This window comes from Bacillus sp. OV166, assembly GCF_900177675.1.
Lineage (GTDB): Bacteria > Bacillota > Bacilli > Bacillales > Cytobacillaceae > Neobacillus.
This window is the reverse complement of sequence record NZ_FXWM01000001.1, coordinates 3,563,970-3,581,415: the sequence shown is the minus strand read 5'-3', so window position 1 is coordinate 3,581,415 and position 17,446 is coordinate 3,563,970. Positions and strand designations below refer to the sequence as shown.

Here is a 17,446-nt window from a genome sequence, read left to right as displayed (position 1 = left end):
TTCATTTAGCAGTTAATTAAACTTAGTTCTATTTCTTATAGTAAGAAATGATAAAATTTTTAAAATCCTCTGCATAGGATGAAAGATGTTTGTCTTTTAACCATGATATGTTACCAAGATAATCGTCATATGCTAATAAATCTGTAAATAACATGAAGAAGACGCTAATCGTAATTTTTTTAACGATTGGCGTCTTTTTCATTTTTTATGGTTTTGTAATAACCCTATTATATGCTGTGTAAATATCATCTTTATGGCATTGAAATAAAGATCTCTAATATTTGTCATCGCATTTACGATTATTTCCTCAGCTGTTATTTTTAGTCGTTTCTGATAAAAGCCATTATGGTGCTGAGGAATGTGTTGGATATATGATGTTATTTAAACAGCACTTTGATTATTTGCTGCCTTAATTTGCTTTGTTGACTTTGTTACATTGAAAACAATGTTTAGAAAAATAGCAGTAAGGCTTCCTGTTACAATTCCACTGCTGGTAAGGATTTTAACGCCTTCTGGCAGGTGGGAAAACATATCTGGTACGGCAGTTACGCCCATCCCCATACCGACAGAACAAGCAATGATTAGAAGATTTTCTTGTGATGCAAAATCTACATTTCCTAGCATTTTTATTCCGTAAGCAATGACCATTCCAAACATAGCCACCATTGCGCCACCAAGGACAGGTGTTGGAATAACGGTAGTGAATGCCCCGATTTTAGGAATAAACCCTAAAAATACTAGCATCCCGCCCATGGTATAAATGACGTTTTTGCTTTTTACACCTGATAGCTGAACAAGTCCCACGTTTTGAGAGTAGGTTGTGTAGGGAAAAGCATTAAATAAAGCCCCGATTATACTCGCGAGACCTTCAGCACGATATCCTCTTGATAAATCCTTTTCATTTAATTTTTTTCCTGTGATATCACTTAGAGCGAAATATACACCTGTTGATTCTACCATGCTCACAATTGCTACGAGAGTCATAGTAAGAATCGGGGTCCATTCAAAAGTAGGTGTACCAAAATAAAATGGCTTCACCATATGGAACCATGATGCATCAGCTACCGCTGAGAAATTTACTTTCCCCATAATAGAAGCAGCAATAGTACCACCAATTAATCCTATTAGAATGGAAATGGAGCGAATAAAACCTTTCGTAAATCGATAGAGCAAGATGATAAAAAGCAAAGTTCCGAAAGCTAAACTGATATTTGATAGGCTTCCAAAATCTGGGCTGCCTTGACCACCGGCGATGTTATTCATTGCCACAGGGATAAGTGTAATCCCGATTATGGTTACAACCGAACCAGTCACAACAGGTGGGAAGAACTTAATTAATTTTCCAAAGAATTGAGAAATAATAATGACGATAAGTCCTGAGATAAGAATCGATCCATAAATAGCGGAAATACCATACTGTCCACCAATGGCAATCATTGGTCCAACTGCAGTAAACGTACAGCCAAGTACAATCGGTAAACCAATTCCGAAAAAGCGATTCTGCCAAACTTGTAAAATTGTCGCAATTCCGCACATTAAGATATCGATCGATACCAAGTAGGTTAATTGTTCTCCGGTAAATTTAAGTGCTCCACCGACGATAAGTGGGACGATTACCGCTCCGGCGTACATGGCTAATACATGTTGAATTCCTAATGAGGCTATTTTAAACGGATGTTGTTTCATTTGATTAATTCCTCCACGTTCTCATTTATAAATGACACTTTTCCGTTTGAAAGCGAGGCAATTCGTGCTAAAGATTCAACCCTAAAACCAAGGTCCTTTAATTTTTGAGCGCCATGTTGAAAGGACTTCTCGATGACAATGCCAATTCCAACAACTGTTGCACGGCTTTTTTGAACAATATCTACTAAACCAAGTGCAGCCTCCCCATTTGCAAGGAAGTCATCAATGATTAGGACTCTATCATTTTCATTTACATATTTCTTTGAAATGGAAATTTCGTTTGTTTCATTTTTAGTAAACGAATGGACTGAAGCAGTTAATAAATCATCGACTAGTGTCAAGGATTTTCTTTTTCTTGCGAAGATTACAGGAACATTCATATATAAACCAGCCATAACTGCGGGGGCAATTCCTGAAGATTCAATGGTTACGATCTTAGTAATACCATCACCTGCAAAAATCCTTGCAAACTCTTTTCCTATTTCAAGCATTAATTGCGGGTCTATTTGGTGGTTCAAAAATGAATCAACCTTTAAAACATTTTCCGAAAGAACCTTTCCGTCGGTGTTGATTTTCTCCTCTAGTAATCTCATGTTAGATTCTCCTTATAAAATAATAAAAAGCCCAAAGGTCATTAACTCACATCAAAAAATTGAGTGAGATAATGATCTTTGGGCTACATGTCCGAAAGAATATGGAATTAGTGCACTCAAATAGAAGAGCGACTTTCCCATTACTCACTCATAGTCGGATGGTTAATGGCAATCCGGTAGAAACTTGCGGGCCATATCCCCGCGATTATATGAGTGAAACCATATGAATTTATTCACATTATAAAGCACAGGAGAAGAGTAAATCAATCATTTTTCGCAAAAAACGAACATTTTATCAATTTAATTAAAAATCGTTCGTGGATGGTAAGCGTTTTGATAGACAGAAATAAAAGGTTCATGCAAAGATTGAATACTCATTCATTTTCAGGTACTATGAAAGTGAATCATTTATTCTGAAAATTCTAAAATAAAGGGTGATCAAAATGAAGAAATCAATTCCTGAATCATGGTGGAACCAATTAAAATTACCGGTCATTTCGGCCCCGATGTTTTTGGTGTCAGGCACCGAACTTGTGAAAAATTGTTGTTTGAATGGCGTGATAGGTTCTTTTCCTGCTCCTAATGCAAGACCAATTGAGGTTCTTGATCAGTGGATGGGGCAATTAAATGAAGAGTTAGAAGAGGCTCGTGCGCTCGATCCTAGCCGAAAAATTGCTCCTTGGGCGATGAATATGGTCGTACATAGCTCTTACAGCCGCCTGCAGGAAGAACTTGCATTGATTAAAAAGCATCAGCCGCAATTGGTAATTACCTCCTTAGGAAGTCCGAAACAAGTAGTCGATATTGTGCATGAATATGGCGGGCTCGTATTCTCTGATGTGAGTGATTTGAAGTTTGCTCAAAAAGCAGCTGAATCTGGTGTCGATGGACTTATTTTGGTGGCAAGCGGGGCGGGTGGTCACGCGGGTCAAATCAACAGCTTTGCCTTCGTAGATATGGTCCGTAATTTCTGGGATGGTATCATTGTCCTTGCTGGTTCCATTTCAACAGGGAAGGGAATTTTAGCTGCACAGGCAGCAGGCGCTGACCTTGCTTATATGGGAACCCGCTTTATTGTTGCGACAGAAAGTATGGCCAATGATGAATACAGGGAAATGCTGGTTGAAGCCACACAAGAGGATATCATTTTAACGGATGCTTTCTCCGGCATCATGTGCAATATGCTGGTACCTAGTATTAAAAAGGCAGGTTTGGACCCAGATACACTTGTTAAAAAAGACAAGGTAAACTTTGATAATATGCAAAGGGAGACGAATGCGAAAGCATGGAAGGATATTTGGTCAGCAGGACATGGCGTCGGGGCAATAAATAAAATAGAATCGGTTTCTGAAATAATTAGTAGTTTAGAAAAAGAATACAAGGAGGCATTACAAAATATCAATCGAAATGTAGGGAAATTGAGTTCGGTGTCCGTAAAATAAGAAAAGCACGTTAGCGAAATGGGACTCTCATAGTGAAGCAAACAAATGTCCTTGACGAGGAAAATTAAATAGATGGAAAAAAAACCGGGAATTCCCCGGTTTTTCTTTTGGAGTAAAATAACTTATCCCCGAATTTTGCTTACATTTTGTTTTTCTCCTTTGGTACCATATTGACTACTTTATAACCTGGTTTCATCTTAATCTTCTTAATACCACTATTCATTGTGACTTGGTACATGGTAAATTTTCGAGGCTGATGTTCCAGTCTATCAATTTTTTTAATGGTTTCTTTTTGAAAATATTTATGTATTTTCTTCGTTTGTTTTTCTGGTTTTTCACCGTAAAGAAAATCGTAGGCAATAATAAATAGAAAAATAAATACCGCCCCTATAACTAGTGTGTATAAGATTGAATACAAAAATGACAAGGTTGACATCCTTTCTTTGTTGCGTTGGAGATTGGCTCAGTACGATTAAAAAACCATTATAACTTAAAACCATGCCATTATAAAATAATTCATTGATAGCAGTTTGGTTATCTTAAGAAATAACATTATTGTTAATAGGGCATTCTAAAAGATATAAAAAATATTTTTGCTTTTTTGTCCACTAGATATGCACAACTATAAAAATTTATGATAAAGTATAGTACAGGAATCCTTTAATACCAGTGTTTAACAAAGGTGTGGATGTCCGCCTGAAACGGACGATTGTTTTTCCGTTAACGACAAAGCACGTTCAAATGAATATAGGGGGAATTGAATATGTCCAGTACTTTTTTGGTGCAATTTTTAAATGAAAATCTTGATAATTTAAAGGGAAAAGGTTTGTACAATGTCATCGATCCGCTCGAAAGCCCAAATGGACCAGTTATAACAATTAATGGCAGAGAGCTAGTCAATCTATCTTCCAACAACTATTTAGGCCTAGCCACGGATGAACGTTTGAAAAAAGCCGCTACTGAGGCGATTGAACAATACGGAGTTGGGGCAGGGGCCGTTCGAACCATCAACGGAACGCTTAAACTCCATGTTGAACTGGAAGAAAAATTAGCTGAATTCAAACATACAGAAGCAGCGATTGCTTACCAATCTGGATTTAATTGTAACATGGCGGCTATTTCCGCAGTAATGGATAAAAATGATGCGATTCTTTCGGATGAATTAAACCATGCGTCGATAATCGACGGCTGCCGTCTTTCTAAAGCAAAAATTATCCGTGTGAACCACTCCGATATGGAAGATTTACGCGAAAAAGCAAATACAGCAAAAGAGTCAGGCCTTTACAATAAAATTATGGTGATTACAGACGGCGTGTTCTCGATGGACGGAGATATTGCTTTACTGCCTGAAATTGTCAAGATTGCTAAGGAATTTGATCTGATTACATATGTAGACGATGCTCATGGATCAGGTGTGCTTGGTGATGGGGCAGGGACCGTTAAGCATTTTGGTCTTTCTGATAAAATTGATTTTCAAATCGGTACATTATCTAAAGCAATTGGCGTGGTTGGCGGTTATGTCGCTGGTAAGAAAAATCTCATTGACTGGTTGAAAGTTCGCAGCCGTCCATTCCTATTTTCTACCTCATTAACTCCTGCCGATGTGGCTGCAAGTAAGAAGTCAATTGAAATCCTTATGGAGAGCACGGAACTGAACAAAAAGCTTTGGGAAAATGGAAATTATCTAAAAAAAGGCTTGAACGAGTTAGGCTTTAATATCGGCAACAGCGAAACTCCGATCACCCCTTGTATTATCGGGGACGAAGCACTTACTCAACAATTCAGTAAACGTTTGAATGATGAAGGGGTTTATGCCAAGGCGATTGTGTTCCCAACCGTTCCAAAAGGGACTGGACGAGTGCGTAACATGCCGACAGCTGCACATACAAAAGAAATGCTCGACCAAGCGATTGCTATTTATGAAAAAGTCGGCAAGGAAATGGGCGTTATTTAGGTATCACCCTAACTGATTAAGTAACGTAAAAATAAAGTAAATCACTATTTTTAGTAAGAGTGAAGAGGACGGAGAAACGACGATGAAGCGTATTTTAGTCACAGGTGCTTTAGGGCAGATTGGATCAGAATTAACTTTAAAGCTAAGAGACATATATGGTGCGGATAATGTCATTGCTACAGATATTAAAAAGAATGACAGCGAAGCCGCTCAAAGTGGTCCTTTTGAGACTGTCGATGTAACGGATTTAAACCAAATGGTGGAAGTAGCCAAAAAATACAACGTTGATACTGTTATGCATTTAGCCGCTCTTTTATCAGCTACAGCAGAAGCCAAGCCTGTGTTTGCTTGGAATTTAAATATGGGCGGGCTATTGAATGGTTTGGAAACTGCAAGAGAGTTAAAGGCGCAATTTTTCACACCAAGTTCGATTGGCGCTTTTGGTCCATCCACACCTAAGGACAGCACCCCACAAGATACGATAATGCGTCCAACGACGATGTACGGTGTCAATAAAGTGGCAGGGGAGTTATTGTCTGATTACTATTTCCAAAAGTTTGGTGTCGATACCCGCGGCTTGCGTTTTCCAGGGTTAATTTCCTATGTTGCACTTCCTGGCGGAGGGACTACGGATTATGCCGTTGAAATCTATTATGAAGCGATCAAGAATGGCCAATATACTTCATACATTGATAAAGGTACCTATATGGACATGATGTATATGCCCGATGCCCTAAATGCAATTGTTGACTTAATGGAGGCAGATTCATCAAAATTAATCCACCGTAATGCTTTCAACGTGACAGCGATGAGCTTTGATCCTGAAGAAATTTCGGCTTCTATCGCTAAGTATGTACCTGGATTTGAAATTTCTTATAATGTTGATCCAGATCGTCAAAAAATTGCGGAAAGTTGGCCAAATTCAATTGATGCTAGTGCGGCAAAAGAGGAATGGGGCTTTAAATACGCGTTTGATTTGGATAAAATGACCAAGGATATGGTAGAGAAGCTGCATCAGAAAATATAATAATTATAATAATCCTGGACCAAAATGGTTCAGGGCTTTTTTTGCATAAAAGAAACAGCGAAGCAACTAAGGCTTCGCTGTTATCTTGTTACATAGATATATTTGTCTTTTTTCTCGGTAACTCTCCCAATAATCGCAGCATATGCAAGACCATTAGAATGTAGCTTGTCGACATATTGAGCCGCTTCCTGTTCACTAAGTGAAACAAACAGACCCCCAGATGTAATCGCATCACATAGGACCAGCTGCTCCTCCTGAAGAATATCCTCATAAACAACATCATCAGCTATCCATTTATGATTCGACTTAGAACCACCAGGCACCACACCATTTTTCGCTAATTCAAGAGCACCTTCTAAAACAGGGACTTGTGAGAGTGAGAATTCAAAACTAACATTACTACCACGTGCCATTTCACTGCCATGTCCAAGTAATCCGAATCCAGTTACATCAGTTACAGCGTGAGGATGAAATTCTGTTAAAACTTCAGCTGCCACCTTATTTAGCGTAGCCATTGTCTCTGTCACAATCTGTTCCTGCAGAGGAGTTACGACACTTCTTTTTATACCGGTTGTGATAATACCCACACCAATCGGCTTAGTTAACACGAGAACATCACCAGGCTTAGCGCCGACATTTTTCCAAACTTTATCGGGATGGACTATACCTGTAACGGAAAGTCCAAATTTAGGTTCCTGATCATCAATTGAATGGCCGCCAACGGTAATCGCACCGGCTTCTTTTACTTTATCTGCTGCACCACGAAGAATATCAGCCAGCATTTCGGCACCCAACTTTTTAATCGGAAAGCCGACAATATTCATAACTGTTTTAGGTTCGCCGCCCATGGCATAAACATCGCTTAATGCATTTGCAGCCGTGATTTGACCAAACATATATGGATCGTCGACGATTGGGGTAAAGTAGTCAACTGTCTGTATCAAAGCGATGGAGTCGGTTATTTGGTACACTCCAGCATCATCAGAAGTATCAAGTCCCACTAATAATTCAGGAACAGGTTCTTGTTTCGGTAATTGACGCAACACTTGCGCCAGGTCCTCAGGACCAATTTTGCAGCCTCAACCGGCTTTTGTTGACAAAGAAGTTAGGCGAATTTTATCTTGTTCACTCAACATGTCCACCTCCATTTATTTAGTATAACTCTTTCAAAAAAATTGCGCACGAATAGACAAAAAAATTGCTGAAGGAAAAGGAATAGGTTAAAATATTAACACTATCCTTATGTAGGAAACACTTTTTGGAGGGTATTTTTATGAAGAACTATCATGTTATTGTTGAATTTTGCATGCAATGAAATTACGCGCCAAAAGCCGCGAGTTTCGCGGAAGAGCTATTTAATCATTTTTTTAGAGATATTCAAAAGTTAGAACTGATTCCAAGTTCAGGCGGCGCTTTCGAAGTGACCGTGAATGGAGAGAAGATCTATTCAAAACTCGAAACAGGTGTTTTCCCTGATACCGATGAAATGATAGAGATCATTACTAAAAAATAAAAAACACCCCTCAAATTCGGTTGGAAATGAGGGGTGTTTTTTTACAGATAAAATTATTATGTTAACTGAAGCATAAAAAATAATGCCACAAGTTTTCTTAAGGCAGGGTAATGAATCTATTTTTTCCTACTCCTCTATCTATTTTTGAAATAATTACCTCTAGAGTTCCATTTGTAAATGTAGCAAATACGTTCTGATTAATGACTAGAAACGGAAAATTAATGGAACGGACTCTTTTTTGTTTATTCATGTAAGGGGGGTATTTGGATGCAGTAATCATTAATATATTTCCTTCTATATAAACCTTTATTTCCGAAGCCTCGAATTCGCTTAAAATGGCCTCAACAATCCATTCCTTTTCTGTTTCATAAAGATCGATTGGAAATTGTGTTTCATCATAATAAGAAGTAAGTGGATCTAGAAAATAGTTTTCCAGCCATTTCTCCACTAAGTCAAAATCAAAGGTTTGATTTTTAAGTTGTTTCTTTTTTGACATATCTAATCCCCCTTGCTCGTTTCATTTTATTCAATGTGACTTAAAACGTGAAACTGATGTGATATAATTGGGAAAGTTAAAGCGCCCGTTTGTGAATTCCACTCATTCATATATGCTGCGACTAGTCAAATGTCAGAGAAAAAGAACATGTGATAAAGGAGTTTTTATGTTGAAAGAATGGCTACGCTCAATTCCACCTGTCCATGAACTTCAAAATCATGAGAGGTTTTTAACTCTCCTTCTAGAAAGTCAGCTTGATCATACGCATCTGACCAAACAGCTTAAAGAGGTCATTGACAACATTAGGGAGGCAATCCTAGATGATAATTGGCCAGGTGGCAGGCCAGGGACCAATCATTTTATTGAAGACCTATTTTTTATTCTCGAAACAAAAATACAGAAACAGTATTCTTATACCTTAGAAAAGGTCATCAATGCGACAGGAACTATTTTACATACAAACCTAGGAAGGGCTAGATTAAGCGAAAATGCAATCAACCATGTGATTGACACTGCAAGGAACTATTCAAATCTTGAATATAAGCTAACGGAAGGTGAAAGAGGTTCAAGACATAGTCATGTTGAAGCATTAATTAAAGATATCACCGGTGCAGAAGCGGCTATGGTGGTTAATAATAATGCTTCTGCTGTCTATCTGGTTTTAAGAGCTCTAGCCGCTAACAAAGAAGTCATTGTTTCAAGGGGACAGCTTGTTGAAATCGGTGGCTCTTTTCGAATCTCATCTATAATGGAAGAAAGTGGGGCAAAGCTTGTAGAAGTTGGCACCACTAATAAAACACATCTTTATGATTACGAAAAAGCTGTCAGTTCAGAAACTGCAATCGTCATGAAGGTACATACGAGCAACTTTAAGGTCATCGGATTTACCAAATCTGTTGATACCGAAGATCTTGTTGGGCTTACGAAACGATTAGATCGTGTCATTTTTTATGAAGATCTCGGAAGTGGTGCTCTATATGACTTTAGAAAGCACGGAATTGGTGAAGAACCGGTAGTAAAAGAGGTCATTGAATTAGGGGCAGATGTTGTAACCTTTAGTGGTGACAAGCTTCTTGGCGGTCCACAGGCCGGTATAATTGCTGGAAAAAAAGAAATCATTAGTCGTTTAAAAAAACACCAGTTGGCACGCGTTGTCCGGGTTGATAAGATGACGTTGGCTGCGCTTGAGGGGACATTAATCGATTATGCCCGTGGAGAAAATGGCTTAGTAAATATTCCAACCGTCCGTGATTTATTAGTTTCCTCTGAAGAATTAGACGTACGATCGCAGTCGTTTGTTACAAACTTATTACAAAATACTGGAAAATATGTTACAAAAATTACAGAAGGAAGAAGCCAAGTGGGTGGGGGTACGATGCCGGATGTTGAGCTTCCAACCATGGTCGTGTCCTTAAAACATCGTGAATTGACGGCAGAACAGCTGGGAAGAAAGCTTCGATCCGAAGTGAAACCAGCAATTGTTGGAAGGATTCAAAAAGATGAATTTATCATTGATTTACGAACAGTGACTCCAGAAGAAGAAGAGGACTTGCTTCGGTCATTAATCAATGTATAGAAAAGCTTAGTAATCGACGGATGCCCCAGCACTTAAACAAAGTGCTGGGCATTTTTTTGACTTGCGCCTATCTTATAGGTTTCTACATATCGTGATGTGTATTATGTTTGGCTCTAGTATGGTTGCGATTCTTGACTTTGTGGGAACCGCTTAACGGTTCAGGCTGCCCTGATTGTTTTGGTGCATTTTTTCGCATGTCTTTGCCATCGTTTTTGTTCATATTGCATCCCTCCTATATGTTAGGATGCAGTGATAAAGTCCTTTTATACCGTATATTTTTTGTTGTTCTGTGCAATTTAACGGTAAACAAAATGAAGGAGTGAATGAAGAAAGATGGATAAATTCCCATACAATAAAGATAAACAACAAGCATTTCAAGCAGCACAGCAGGGGTATGAGAATGCACAAGGACTATTCGAGACAATTGTAAGTGATAGTGCAAGTTATGGTCATCAACTAAAGCATCTAAAAGACGAAGTCAATGAAGCCTACCAACAAATTGAAAATGCACTAGAAGTGGCATCGGAACATCAACGATCGCAGCTAGAGCGTTTCCAGCAGGATCTGCAAAGCATGGTGACAGAAGTAAACCAAACAGAATAGGAAAAGCAGGCGGGGGAGCCCGCCTGCTTTTTGTTATTATTGATTTTTCTTTCGTTTTTTGTTATTCATTCTTTCTTTTGCAGTTAATTCTGGTTCACTCGCCAATTCCTCATTAAAACCTGCACCTTTTCCTTGCCCCTTGGCTGCATTCATCCCTGGAATTACATGATTAGACTTTCGTTTCACCATTCTAATCACCTCCTACACTTTTACTATTTCCTCCATAGCAAAAAACATGACAATGAAAAAGTTTTTTGAGATAATAAATAATGAAAAAGGTGGTTTTCCCTTGTCTTAAATCATATAAGCACAAATAGTGTTTTTTGAATTTTCGGAACAAAATACATAAAAAACATAAGTGAAACTTATCAATCGCAATAACTTTCTTGTTATTTACTTATGTAATCGCTTGTATTAAGATTAGAATTGTGAGAAAAGTTAAGCAGGATGGGAAAATTCAAATTTTTCAACTTTTCGTTAATTTTCGATTTATTAATGACGAATTAGGGGGTTTTTACATGGTAAAAAATGATGTATTTAACGCACGCACTTCCTTTGAAGTGAATGGTAAACGTTACAACTATTACCGTTTAAGTGCACTGGAAGAGGCCGGAATTGGAAAAGTTTCTAAATTGCCCTACTCTATAAAAGTACTTCTTGAATCTGTATTACGCCAATTAGATGGCCGAGCAATTTCAAAAGAGCATGTTGAAAACTTAGCAAAATGGGGCACAAATGAGCTAAAAGAAGTGGACGTACCATTTAAGCCTGCTCGTGTTATCCTTCAAGACTTTACAGGTGTTCCAGCAGTCGTTGACCTTGCTTCTTTAAGAAAAGCAATGGCAGACTTAGGCGGAGACCCTGACAAGATCAACCCTGAAAAAACGGTTGATCTTGTAATCGACCACTCCGTACAGGTTGATGCATATGGAGCTGCTGATTCCTTAAAAATTAACATGGATTATGAATTCGAACGTAATGCTGAACGCTACCAATTCTTAAGTTGGGCGCAAAAATCATTTAATAACTATCGCGCCGTTCCACCTGCAACAGGTATCGTACACCAAGTAAACCTTGAATACTTGGCTGATGTTGTCCACGTTGCAGAAACAGAAGGTGAATTAGAAGCTTATCCAGATACTTTGGTTGGTACGGACTCCCATACAACAATGATCAATGGTCTTGGTGTTCTTGGATGGGGCGTTGGCGGTATTGAAGCTGAAGCAGGAATGCTAGGTCAGCCTTCATACTTCCCTGTACCAGAAGTAGTAGGTGTTAAATTAACAGGTGAGCTTCCAAACGGTGCTACAGCAACTGATCTTGCTTTAAAAGTAACTCAAGTTCTTCGCAGCCATGGGGTTGTAGGGAAATTCGTTGAGTTCTTCGGACCTGGAGTATCAGTACTGCCACTTGCAGACCGTGCAACAATTGCAAACATGGCCCCTGAATACGGTGCAACTTGCGGATTCTTCCCAATTGATGATGAATCACTTGCATACATGCGCTTAACAGGCCGTGAAGAAGAGCATATCAATGTAGTAGAACAATACTGCAAAGCAAACGGTTTGTTCTTCGATCCAGCGATCGAGCCAGTTTACACAGATGTAGTTGAAATCGATCTTTCCGTCATTGAAGCAAATCTATCTGGTCCAAAGCGTCCTCAAGATTTGATTCCACTTTCTAAAATGAAAGAGGAATTCGTGAAAGCTGTTTCTGCTCCACAAGGAAACCAAGGCTTCGGCTTACAAGCAAATGAGCTTGAAAAGTCTGCAACTGTTAATTTCCTAAACGGTGACGAAACTACTATTAAAACTGGTGCCGTTGCGATTGCATCGATTACAAGCTGTACAAACACATCCAACCCTTATGTTCTAGTGGGTGCTGGACTTGTTGCGAAGAAAGCTGTTGAATTAGGAATGGAAGTTCCTAAATTCGTTAAGACTTCTTTAGCACCAGGATCTAAAGTTGTAACTGGATATCTTCGTGATTCGGGGTTACTTCCTTACCTAGAGCAAATCGGCTTCAACCTCGTTGGTTATGGCTGTACAACATGTATCGGTAACTCCGGTCCTTTAAAAGAAGAAATCGAAAAAACAATCGCGGAAAACGATCTTTTAGTTACATCTGTACTTTCAGGTAACCGTAACTTTGAAGGACGTATTCACCCGCTTGTAAAAGCTAACTACCTTGCTTCACCACCATTAGTTGTTGCATATGCTCTTGCTGGTACTGTAAATATTGATTTTGCAAATGAAGCAATTGGTAAAGATAAAGATGGAAATGATGTCTTCTTCAAGGATATCTGGCCATCAACTGCTGAAGTAAATGATGTTGTTAAACGTACAGTAACTCCTGAACTATTCCGCCGGGAATATGCAAACGTGTTCGGTGACAACGAGCGTTGGAATGATATCAAAACAAGCAATGAGCCTTTATATACTTTTGATGAGGATTCTACTTACATCGCAAACCCGCCGTTCTTTGAAGGCTTATCACCAGAACCAGGTATCGTCGAGCCATTAGCAGGACTACGTGTTGTTGGTAAATTTGGTGATTCAGTTACAACTGACCACATTTCACCTGCAGGAGCAATTGGTAAAAATACTCCAGCTGGTAAATATCTGCTAGAAAAAGGCGTTGCAATCCGCGACTTTAACTCTTACGGATCCCGTCGTGGTAACCATGAAGTGATGATGCGCGGAACATTCGCAAATATTCGTATTCGTAACCAAATCGCACCAGGAACAGAAGGTGGGGTAACTACCTACTGGCCAACTGGCGAAGTGACATCTATTTACGATGCTTGCATGAAGTACAAAGAAAACGGTACTGGATTAATCGTTCTTGCTGGTAAAGATTACGGAATGGGTTCTTCACGTGACTGGGCTGCTAAAGGTACAAACCTTTTAGGTATTAAAACAGTTCTTGCTGAAAGCTTTGAACGTATTCACCGTTCAAACCTTGTGTTAATGGGTGTGCTTCCACTTCAATTTAAAGATGGCGAAAGCGCTGAAACACTTGGCCTGACAGGTAAAGAAACCATTGATGTTCAAGTAGACGAAAATGTAAAACCACGTGATCTTCTAAAAGTAACTGCAACGGACGAAGCTGGTAACAATAAAGAATTTGAAGTTCTTGTTCGCTTTGACTCTGAAGTTGAAATTGATTACTACCGTCACGGCGGAATTCTTCCAATGGTTCTACGTGAAAAATTACAAGCTTAATATTGGAAAACACCATGCCAGCTGGTATGGTGTTTTTTCGGAAGAAATGTTTGACAAAGTTAATGATCGTCTACTAAAATAAAACTAACAAACGAAAAGGAATGATTAAGGTACGATGAAATTATAATCTTATTTTTCAGACATGATTCGAATAACGAAAAATGTTGAACCTGAAGAATAGGATTAGACTGTCCTTTTTTATGTCCTGATCGTATATACCTATAAAACCTTTAAAAGGTTTATTTGTTGTTCATTTTAACGGCAAATGGTGATCATTTCTAAGACATAATCTCTCTTCAGGTTCAATTGAAGGGAGTTTTTTTATGCATTCAAATCAAAAAACAGTCATTAAAGTAATCGGCTTAGAAAAAAGTTTTCATTTAAGAAAGGTATTCGAAAATATCCAATTTGATATAAAGAACGGGGAAAGGATTGGCCTTGTCGGGTACAACGGTACAGGAAAGACAACACTAGCCAATATCCTTTTTGGAAAAATAACACCCGATAAAGGGGTCATCGAAAAATCAAGCGAGTTAACAATAGGCTATCTATCGCAGTCGATTGATTATGAGATAAGTGATTTTCATCAGTCATTATCAGGAAGCACAAGGAAAGAATTATTCCAGCATGCTAGTGAATTAGGTCTTCAAAAAGTCTATGACTGGGAGGATGACCGATTAAATCATTTAAGCGGAGGCGAAAAATTAAAACTGGCACTCTCGACGGTTTGGGCATCAAGACCTGACTTCTTAATTTTGGATGAACCGACAAATCACTTGGATTTTCATGGGATTAAGTGGCTGGTAACCGAATTAGAAAAATTTCAAGGACCTGTCTTAATTATCTCTCATGACCGTCATTTTTTAGATGAAACAGTGCATCGTATTTTCGAAATTGAACATGGCAAACTCCACTTTTACAATGGTAACTATAGTGACTATCGTGTTGAAAAACAACATCGGGCGGAGAATCAGCGCCATCAATATAGCGCCCAGCAACGGCAAATAGAAATGGTTGAATCACAAATGGAACAATTAAAGTCATGGTCGGAAAAAGCCCATCGTGATTCAACCAAAAAGGGAACAGGACCCAGTAAAAGACAAAATGGTATTAAGGAATACCATCGGGCTAAGGCTAAAAAAACAGACAATCAAGTGAAATCAAAAATGAAACGTCTGCAAAATGAGCTTGCAAAAAATAAAATTGATAAGCCTTTAGATGAAGTCCAAGTAAGGTTCCAGTTTGACACTCAAGGGAAGAGAGGCAAACGGATTGTCGAGGCCAAACGTCTAAATAAATCGTACGAGGATCGAACACTCTTTCATAGCTCTAACTTCTACATTAATCATGGAGAGCGAATGGGACTCTTAGGGGAAAATGGCTGCGGGAAAACGACATTAATTAAGATGATCCTAGATCAAGAGACGTATACAGATGGTAATCTATGGAAGAGCGACTCGATAAACGTTGCTTATTTAAGTCAGGATGTTGATGATTTACCAGACGATAATTCGGTGATGGAGGCTTTAGGTTTCACAGATAGGGAAGATGTGTTAAAAGCGCGGACCTTGCTCGCCAATTTAGGCTTAAAAGACGAGTTCTTTACAAAACCTATTAGGACATTGAGTTTGGGCGAACGAACAAGAGTAAAGCTAGTCGATATATTAATGAAAGAATACGATGTTCTTATCCTAGACGAACCGACGAATCATTTGGATTTGCCGAGCAGGGAGCAGCTGGAAAAGACATTAGCAGAGTTTAATGGGACGATCATAACGGTTTCCCATGATTATTATTTCTTAAATAAATTATGCAACCGGCTGCTAGTATTTGAAAACCAGCAAATTAAACGTGTAGAAATGACACCAGAGGAATATTTTAATAAAGAAATAAAGAAAGAGGATAATCAAGAAGAAGCATTATTAATCATTGAAAACAAGATCGCGGTGATTTTGGGAGAAATATCATTAATCGATCAAAATGATCCTAAATATCTTGTATTAGACCAAGAATTTAAAGAACTTCTTAAGCAAAAACGGGATTTAAGCAATTAACAACGGAAGAGAGCAGGGATATCTGCTCTCTCTTTTGTTGTTTTCCTCCGATAATTGATGGTTTATTTGCGAATCCACAAGTTGATTATTTTTCATTTAATATGGAAAACAGTTCTTTCTCTTTTTCCGCTTGCATCCCCGATTTCCACTCATATTCCGTCAAATGGCGAGTCTTCTCCCACTCATAAATATCAGTGATACTTTCCTCAAGCGGTCTAAAAGTAAGTCCACTCTGAATCGCTTTATCCACGTTGATGGAGAAAGCACCTTTCCAAGGCTCTTTAGTCTCAGGTGATAAAGGATAATTCTCTGGTACCCAGAGAGGCATCTCTGTCCAAGGAGCCACTTTTTGATCCAAAAGGAATTTCTCATCTGCCCAAACCACTTCTGCATTTGAATCAGTCACTTTGATACATGCGTCGATAAACTCTTTCATCGTTAGCGGATAATCAGGCCCTGTTGCATTAAAGGTTCCTGTGGAATCCTGCTCTTCCATATCGAGGATCCAATTCGAAAGGTCTTTATTGTCAATCACCTGCACACGTCGATGAGGGCTTCCGGGCACCAAAACCTTGCCGCCTTTTGCTATTCTGTTAATCCAATAGGGAACACGGTCCGTATAATCATTCGGCCCAATTAATTGACCCGCACGAACGTTTAACACTCGTCCAGGCAAATTTTTTTCAGCAATCTGCTCACATAACGCTTTAAAATGTCCATAATATTCATAAACTGGCTCGTCTGAATCCATTGAAAGTTTATTAGCTTTCTCAAGTGACATTTCTAAAACAGAGTAGCCTTCATCTAAATTTTCTGGAACCCAGTCTTGGTAAACGGATATACTCGAGATGAATGTATAATGTTTTACACGATCCTTCAATAAATTGGTTGTATTTTGGACCGTATATGGAATAAATCCGCTTGTATCCAAAACAGCATCCCAGTGGCGGTTTTGAAGCGCTTTCAAATTACCAAACCGATTCCCAGTAAGGACTTCAACGTCTTTTATTCCTGGATTTTGAATTCCGCGATTAAAAATCGTCACTTCATGATTTCGCCTCAAAGCCTCTTCCACAAATGTTCTCCCCAAAAAGCGACTTCCACCTAAAACAAGAATCTTAATAAGAATCCCCTCCAGTCTTGTTTTTATTTTAACAAATTTTCGCGCAATTTAGTTAATATTTAAGAATTCCATCTTACAAAAATGAAAGTATTGCATATGTCATGGATATTGTTAAAATTACATAGGTAGAAGTTGAAAATTAATACATAATAGAA

At 38.6% G+C, this 17,446-nt stretch carries 16 protein-coding genes and 1 riboswitch; of the genes, 8 read left to right on the top strand and 8 right to left on the bottom strand.

Annotation, left to right across the window (positions count from 1 at the left end):
- Positions 1 to 381 precede the first annotated feature (381 nt).
- On the bottom strand, positions 382 to 1,686 hold the full coding sequence (locus CCK98_RS17390; protein ID WP_088087710.1) for a nucleobase:cation symporter-2 family protein: 1,305 nt from the start codon (positions 1,684 to 1,686) through the stop codon (positions 382 to 384).
- Positions 1,683 to 2,279: a xanthine phosphoribosyltransferase gene (locus tag CCK98_RS17385; protein ID WP_088087709.1), complete on the bottom strand. Its 597-nt coding sequence runs from the start codon at positions 2,277 to 2,279 to the stop codon at positions 1,683 to 1,685. Before CCK98_RS17385 ends, CCK98_RS17390 begins: the two co-directional genes overlap by 4 nt.
- A gap of 131 nt (positions 2,280 to 2,410) precedes the next feature.
- Positions 2,411 to 2,512, bottom strand: a riboswitch (purine riboswitch).
- A gap of 210 nt (positions 2,513 to 2,722) precedes the next feature.
- Here CCK98_RS17385 and CCK98_RS17380 point away from each other — a divergent pair.
- The gene (locus tag CCK98_RS17380) at positions 2,723 to 3,721 is read left to right on the top strand and encodes a nitronate monooxygenase family protein (protein ID WP_088087708.1); all 999 of its coding nucleotides are present in this window, start codon (positions 2,723 to 2,725) and stop codon (positions 3,719 to 3,721) included.
- A gap of 139 nt (positions 3,722 to 3,860) precedes the next feature.
- On the opposite strand, the gene CCK98_RS17375 is transcribed toward CCK98_RS17380, so the two are convergent.
- Positions 3,861 to 4,148 carry a hypothetical protein gene (locus tag CCK98_RS17375; protein ID WP_088087707.1) on the bottom strand — a complete coding sequence of 96 codons (288 nt, stop codon included), beginning with the start codon at positions 4,146 to 4,148 and terminating at the stop codon, positions 3,861 to 3,863.
- A 336-nt stretch (positions 4,149 to 4,484) separates the two neighbouring features.
- Between CCK98_RS17375 and CCK98_RS17370 the strand changes: the two genes are divergently transcribed.
- Both CCK98_RS17370 and CCK98_RS17365 read left to right on the top strand, forming a co-directional pair.
- Entirely contained in the window at positions 4,485 to 5,675 is a 1,191-nt protein-coding gene (locus CCK98_RS17370) for a glycine C-acetyltransferase (RefSeq protein ID WP_088087706.1), read from the top strand.
- Positions 5,676 to 5,757: 82 nt separating this feature from the next.
- Entirely contained in the window at positions 5,758 to 6,702 is a 945-nt protein-coding gene (locus tag CCK98_RS17365; protein ID WP_088087705.1) for an L-threonine 3-dehydrogenase, read from the top strand.
- Positions 6,703 to 6,782: 80 nt separating this feature from the next.
- Here the strand turns inward: CCK98_RS17365 and selD are convergent, their stop codons facing one another.
- A complete protein-coding gene (gene selD, locus CCK98_RS17360; protein ID WP_373408496.1) occupies positions 6,783 to 7,838 on the bottom strand; it encodes a selenide, water dikinase SelD in 1,056 nt (351 codons plus the stop codon).
- Between the two features lie 137 nt (positions 7,839 to 7,975).
- Between selD and CCK98_RS37075 the strand changes: the two genes are divergently transcribed.
- Positions 7,976 to 8,215, top strand: coding sequence for an Rdx family protein (locus CCK98_RS37075; protein ID WP_373408495.1), 240 nt, complete (start codon positions 7,976 to 7,978; stop codon positions 8,213 to 8,215).
- Positions 8,216 to 8,312: 97 nt separating this feature from the next.
- On the opposite strand, the gene CCK98_RS17350 is transcribed toward CCK98_RS37075, so the two are convergent.
- Positions 8,313 to 8,711 carry an Hsp20/alpha crystallin family protein gene (locus CCK98_RS17350; RefSeq protein ID WP_088087703.1) on the bottom strand — a complete coding sequence of 133 codons (399 nt, stop codon included), beginning with the start codon at positions 8,709 to 8,711 and terminating at the stop codon, positions 8,313 to 8,315.
- A 169-nt stretch (positions 8,712 to 8,880) separates the two neighbouring features.
- On the opposite strand from CCK98_RS17350, the gene selA reads away from it, so the two are divergent.
- A complete protein-coding gene (selA, locus tag CCK98_RS17345; RefSeq protein ID WP_088087702.1) occupies positions 8,881 to 10,287 on the top strand; it encodes an L-seryl-tRNA(Sec) selenium transferase in 1,407 nt (468 codons plus the stop codon).
- 82 nt (positions 10,288 to 10,369) lie between these two features.
- Here the strand turns inward: selA and CCK98_RS17340 are convergent, their stop codons facing one another.
- The gene (locus tag CCK98_RS17340; RefSeq protein WP_088087701.1) at positions 10,370 to 10,507 is read right to left on the bottom strand and encodes a small acid-soluble spore protein P; all 138 of its coding nucleotides are present in this window, start codon (positions 10,505 to 10,507) and stop codon (positions 10,370 to 10,372) included.
- A 113-nt stretch (positions 10,508 to 10,620) separates the two neighbouring features.
- On the opposite strand from CCK98_RS17340, the gene CCK98_RS17335 reads away from it, so the two are divergent.
- A complete protein-coding gene (locus CCK98_RS17335; RefSeq protein WP_088087700.1) occupies positions 10,621 to 10,890 on the top strand; it encodes a hypothetical protein in 270 nt (89 codons plus the stop codon).
- 36 nt (positions 10,891 to 10,926) lie between these two features.
- Here CCK98_RS17335 and sspO read toward each other — a convergent pair whose 3' ends face one another.
- On the bottom strand, positions 10,927 to 11,079 hold the full coding sequence (sspO, locus tag CCK98_RS17330) for a small acid-soluble spore protein O (protein WP_066087231.1): 153 nt from the start codon (positions 11,077 to 11,079) through the stop codon (positions 10,927 to 10,929).
- A gap of 329 nt (positions 11,080 to 11,408) precedes the next feature.
- Here sspO and acnA point away from each other — a divergent pair, with 329 nt between their 5' ends.
- Together acnA and abc-f are read left to right on the top strand one after the other, a co-directional pair.
- A complete protein-coding gene (acnA, locus tag CCK98_RS17325) occupies positions 11,409 to 14,114 on the top strand; it encodes an aconitate hydratase AcnA (RefSeq protein ID WP_088087699.1) in 2,706 nt (901 codons plus the stop codon).
- 323 nt (positions 14,115 to 14,437) lie between these two features.
- Entirely contained in the window at positions 14,438 to 16,168 is a 1,731-nt protein-coding gene (gene abc-f / locus CCK98_RS17320) for a ribosomal protection-like ABC-F family protein (protein ID WP_088087698.1), read from the top strand.
- 85 nt (positions 16,169 to 16,253) lie between these two features.
- Here abc-f and CCK98_RS17315 read toward each other — a convergent pair whose 3' ends face one another.
- The gene (locus CCK98_RS17315) at positions 16,254 to 17,291 is read right to left on the bottom strand and encodes an NAD-dependent epimerase/dehydratase family protein (protein ID WP_088087697.1); all 1,038 of its coding nucleotides are present in this window, start codon (positions 17,289 to 17,291) and stop codon (positions 16,254 to 16,256) included.
- Positions 17,292 to 17,446 lie beyond the last annotated feature (155 nt).

What these genes read in the sequence shown, in the direction of transcription:
- CCK98_RS17390 (WP_088087710.1), bottom strand. Translation starts at nt 1,686, where the DNA reads ATGAAACAACATCCGTTTAAAATAGCCTCATTAGGAATTCAACATGTA.
- CCK98_RS17385 (WP_088087709.1), bottom strand. Translation starts at nt 2,279, where the DNA reads ATGAGATTACTAGAGGAGAAAATCAACACCGACGGAAAGGTTCTTTCG.
- CCK98_RS17380 (WP_088087708.1), top strand. Translation starts at nt 2,723, where the DNA reads ATGAAGAAATCAATTCCTGAATCATGGTGGAACCAATTAAAATTACCG.
- CCK98_RS17370 (WP_088087706.1), top strand. Translation starts at nt 4,485, where the DNA reads ATGTCCAGTACTTTTTTGGTGCAATTTTTAAATGAAAATCTTGATAAT.
- CCK98_RS17365 (WP_088087705.1), top strand. Translation starts at nt 5,758, where the DNA reads ATGAAGCGTATTTTAGTCACAGGTGCTTTAGGGCAGATTGGATCAGAA.
- CCK98_RS17350 (WP_088087703.1), bottom strand. Translation starts at nt 8,711, where the DNA reads ATGTCAAAAAAGAAACAACTTAAAAATCAAACCTTTGATTTTGACTTA.
- CCK98_RS17340 (WP_088087701.1), bottom strand. Translation starts at nt 10,507, where the DNA reads ATGAACAAAAACGATGGCAAAGACATGCGAAAAAATGCACCAAAACAA.
- CCK98_RS17335 (WP_088087700.1), top strand. Translation starts at nt 10,621, where the DNA reads ATGGATAAATTCCCATACAATAAAGATAAACAACAAGCATTTCAAGCA.
- sspO (WP_066087231.1), bottom strand. Translation starts at nt 11,079, where the DNA reads ATGGTGAAACGAAAGTCTAATCATGTAATTCCAGGGATGAATGCAGCC.
- acnA (WP_088087699.1), top strand. Translation starts at nt 11,409, where the DNA reads ATGGTAAAAAATGATGTATTTAACGCACGCACTTCCTTTGAAGTGAAT.
- abc-f (WP_088087698.1), top strand. Translation starts at nt 14,438, where the DNA reads ATGCATTCAAATCAAAAAACAGTCATTAAAGTAATCGGCTTAGAAAAA.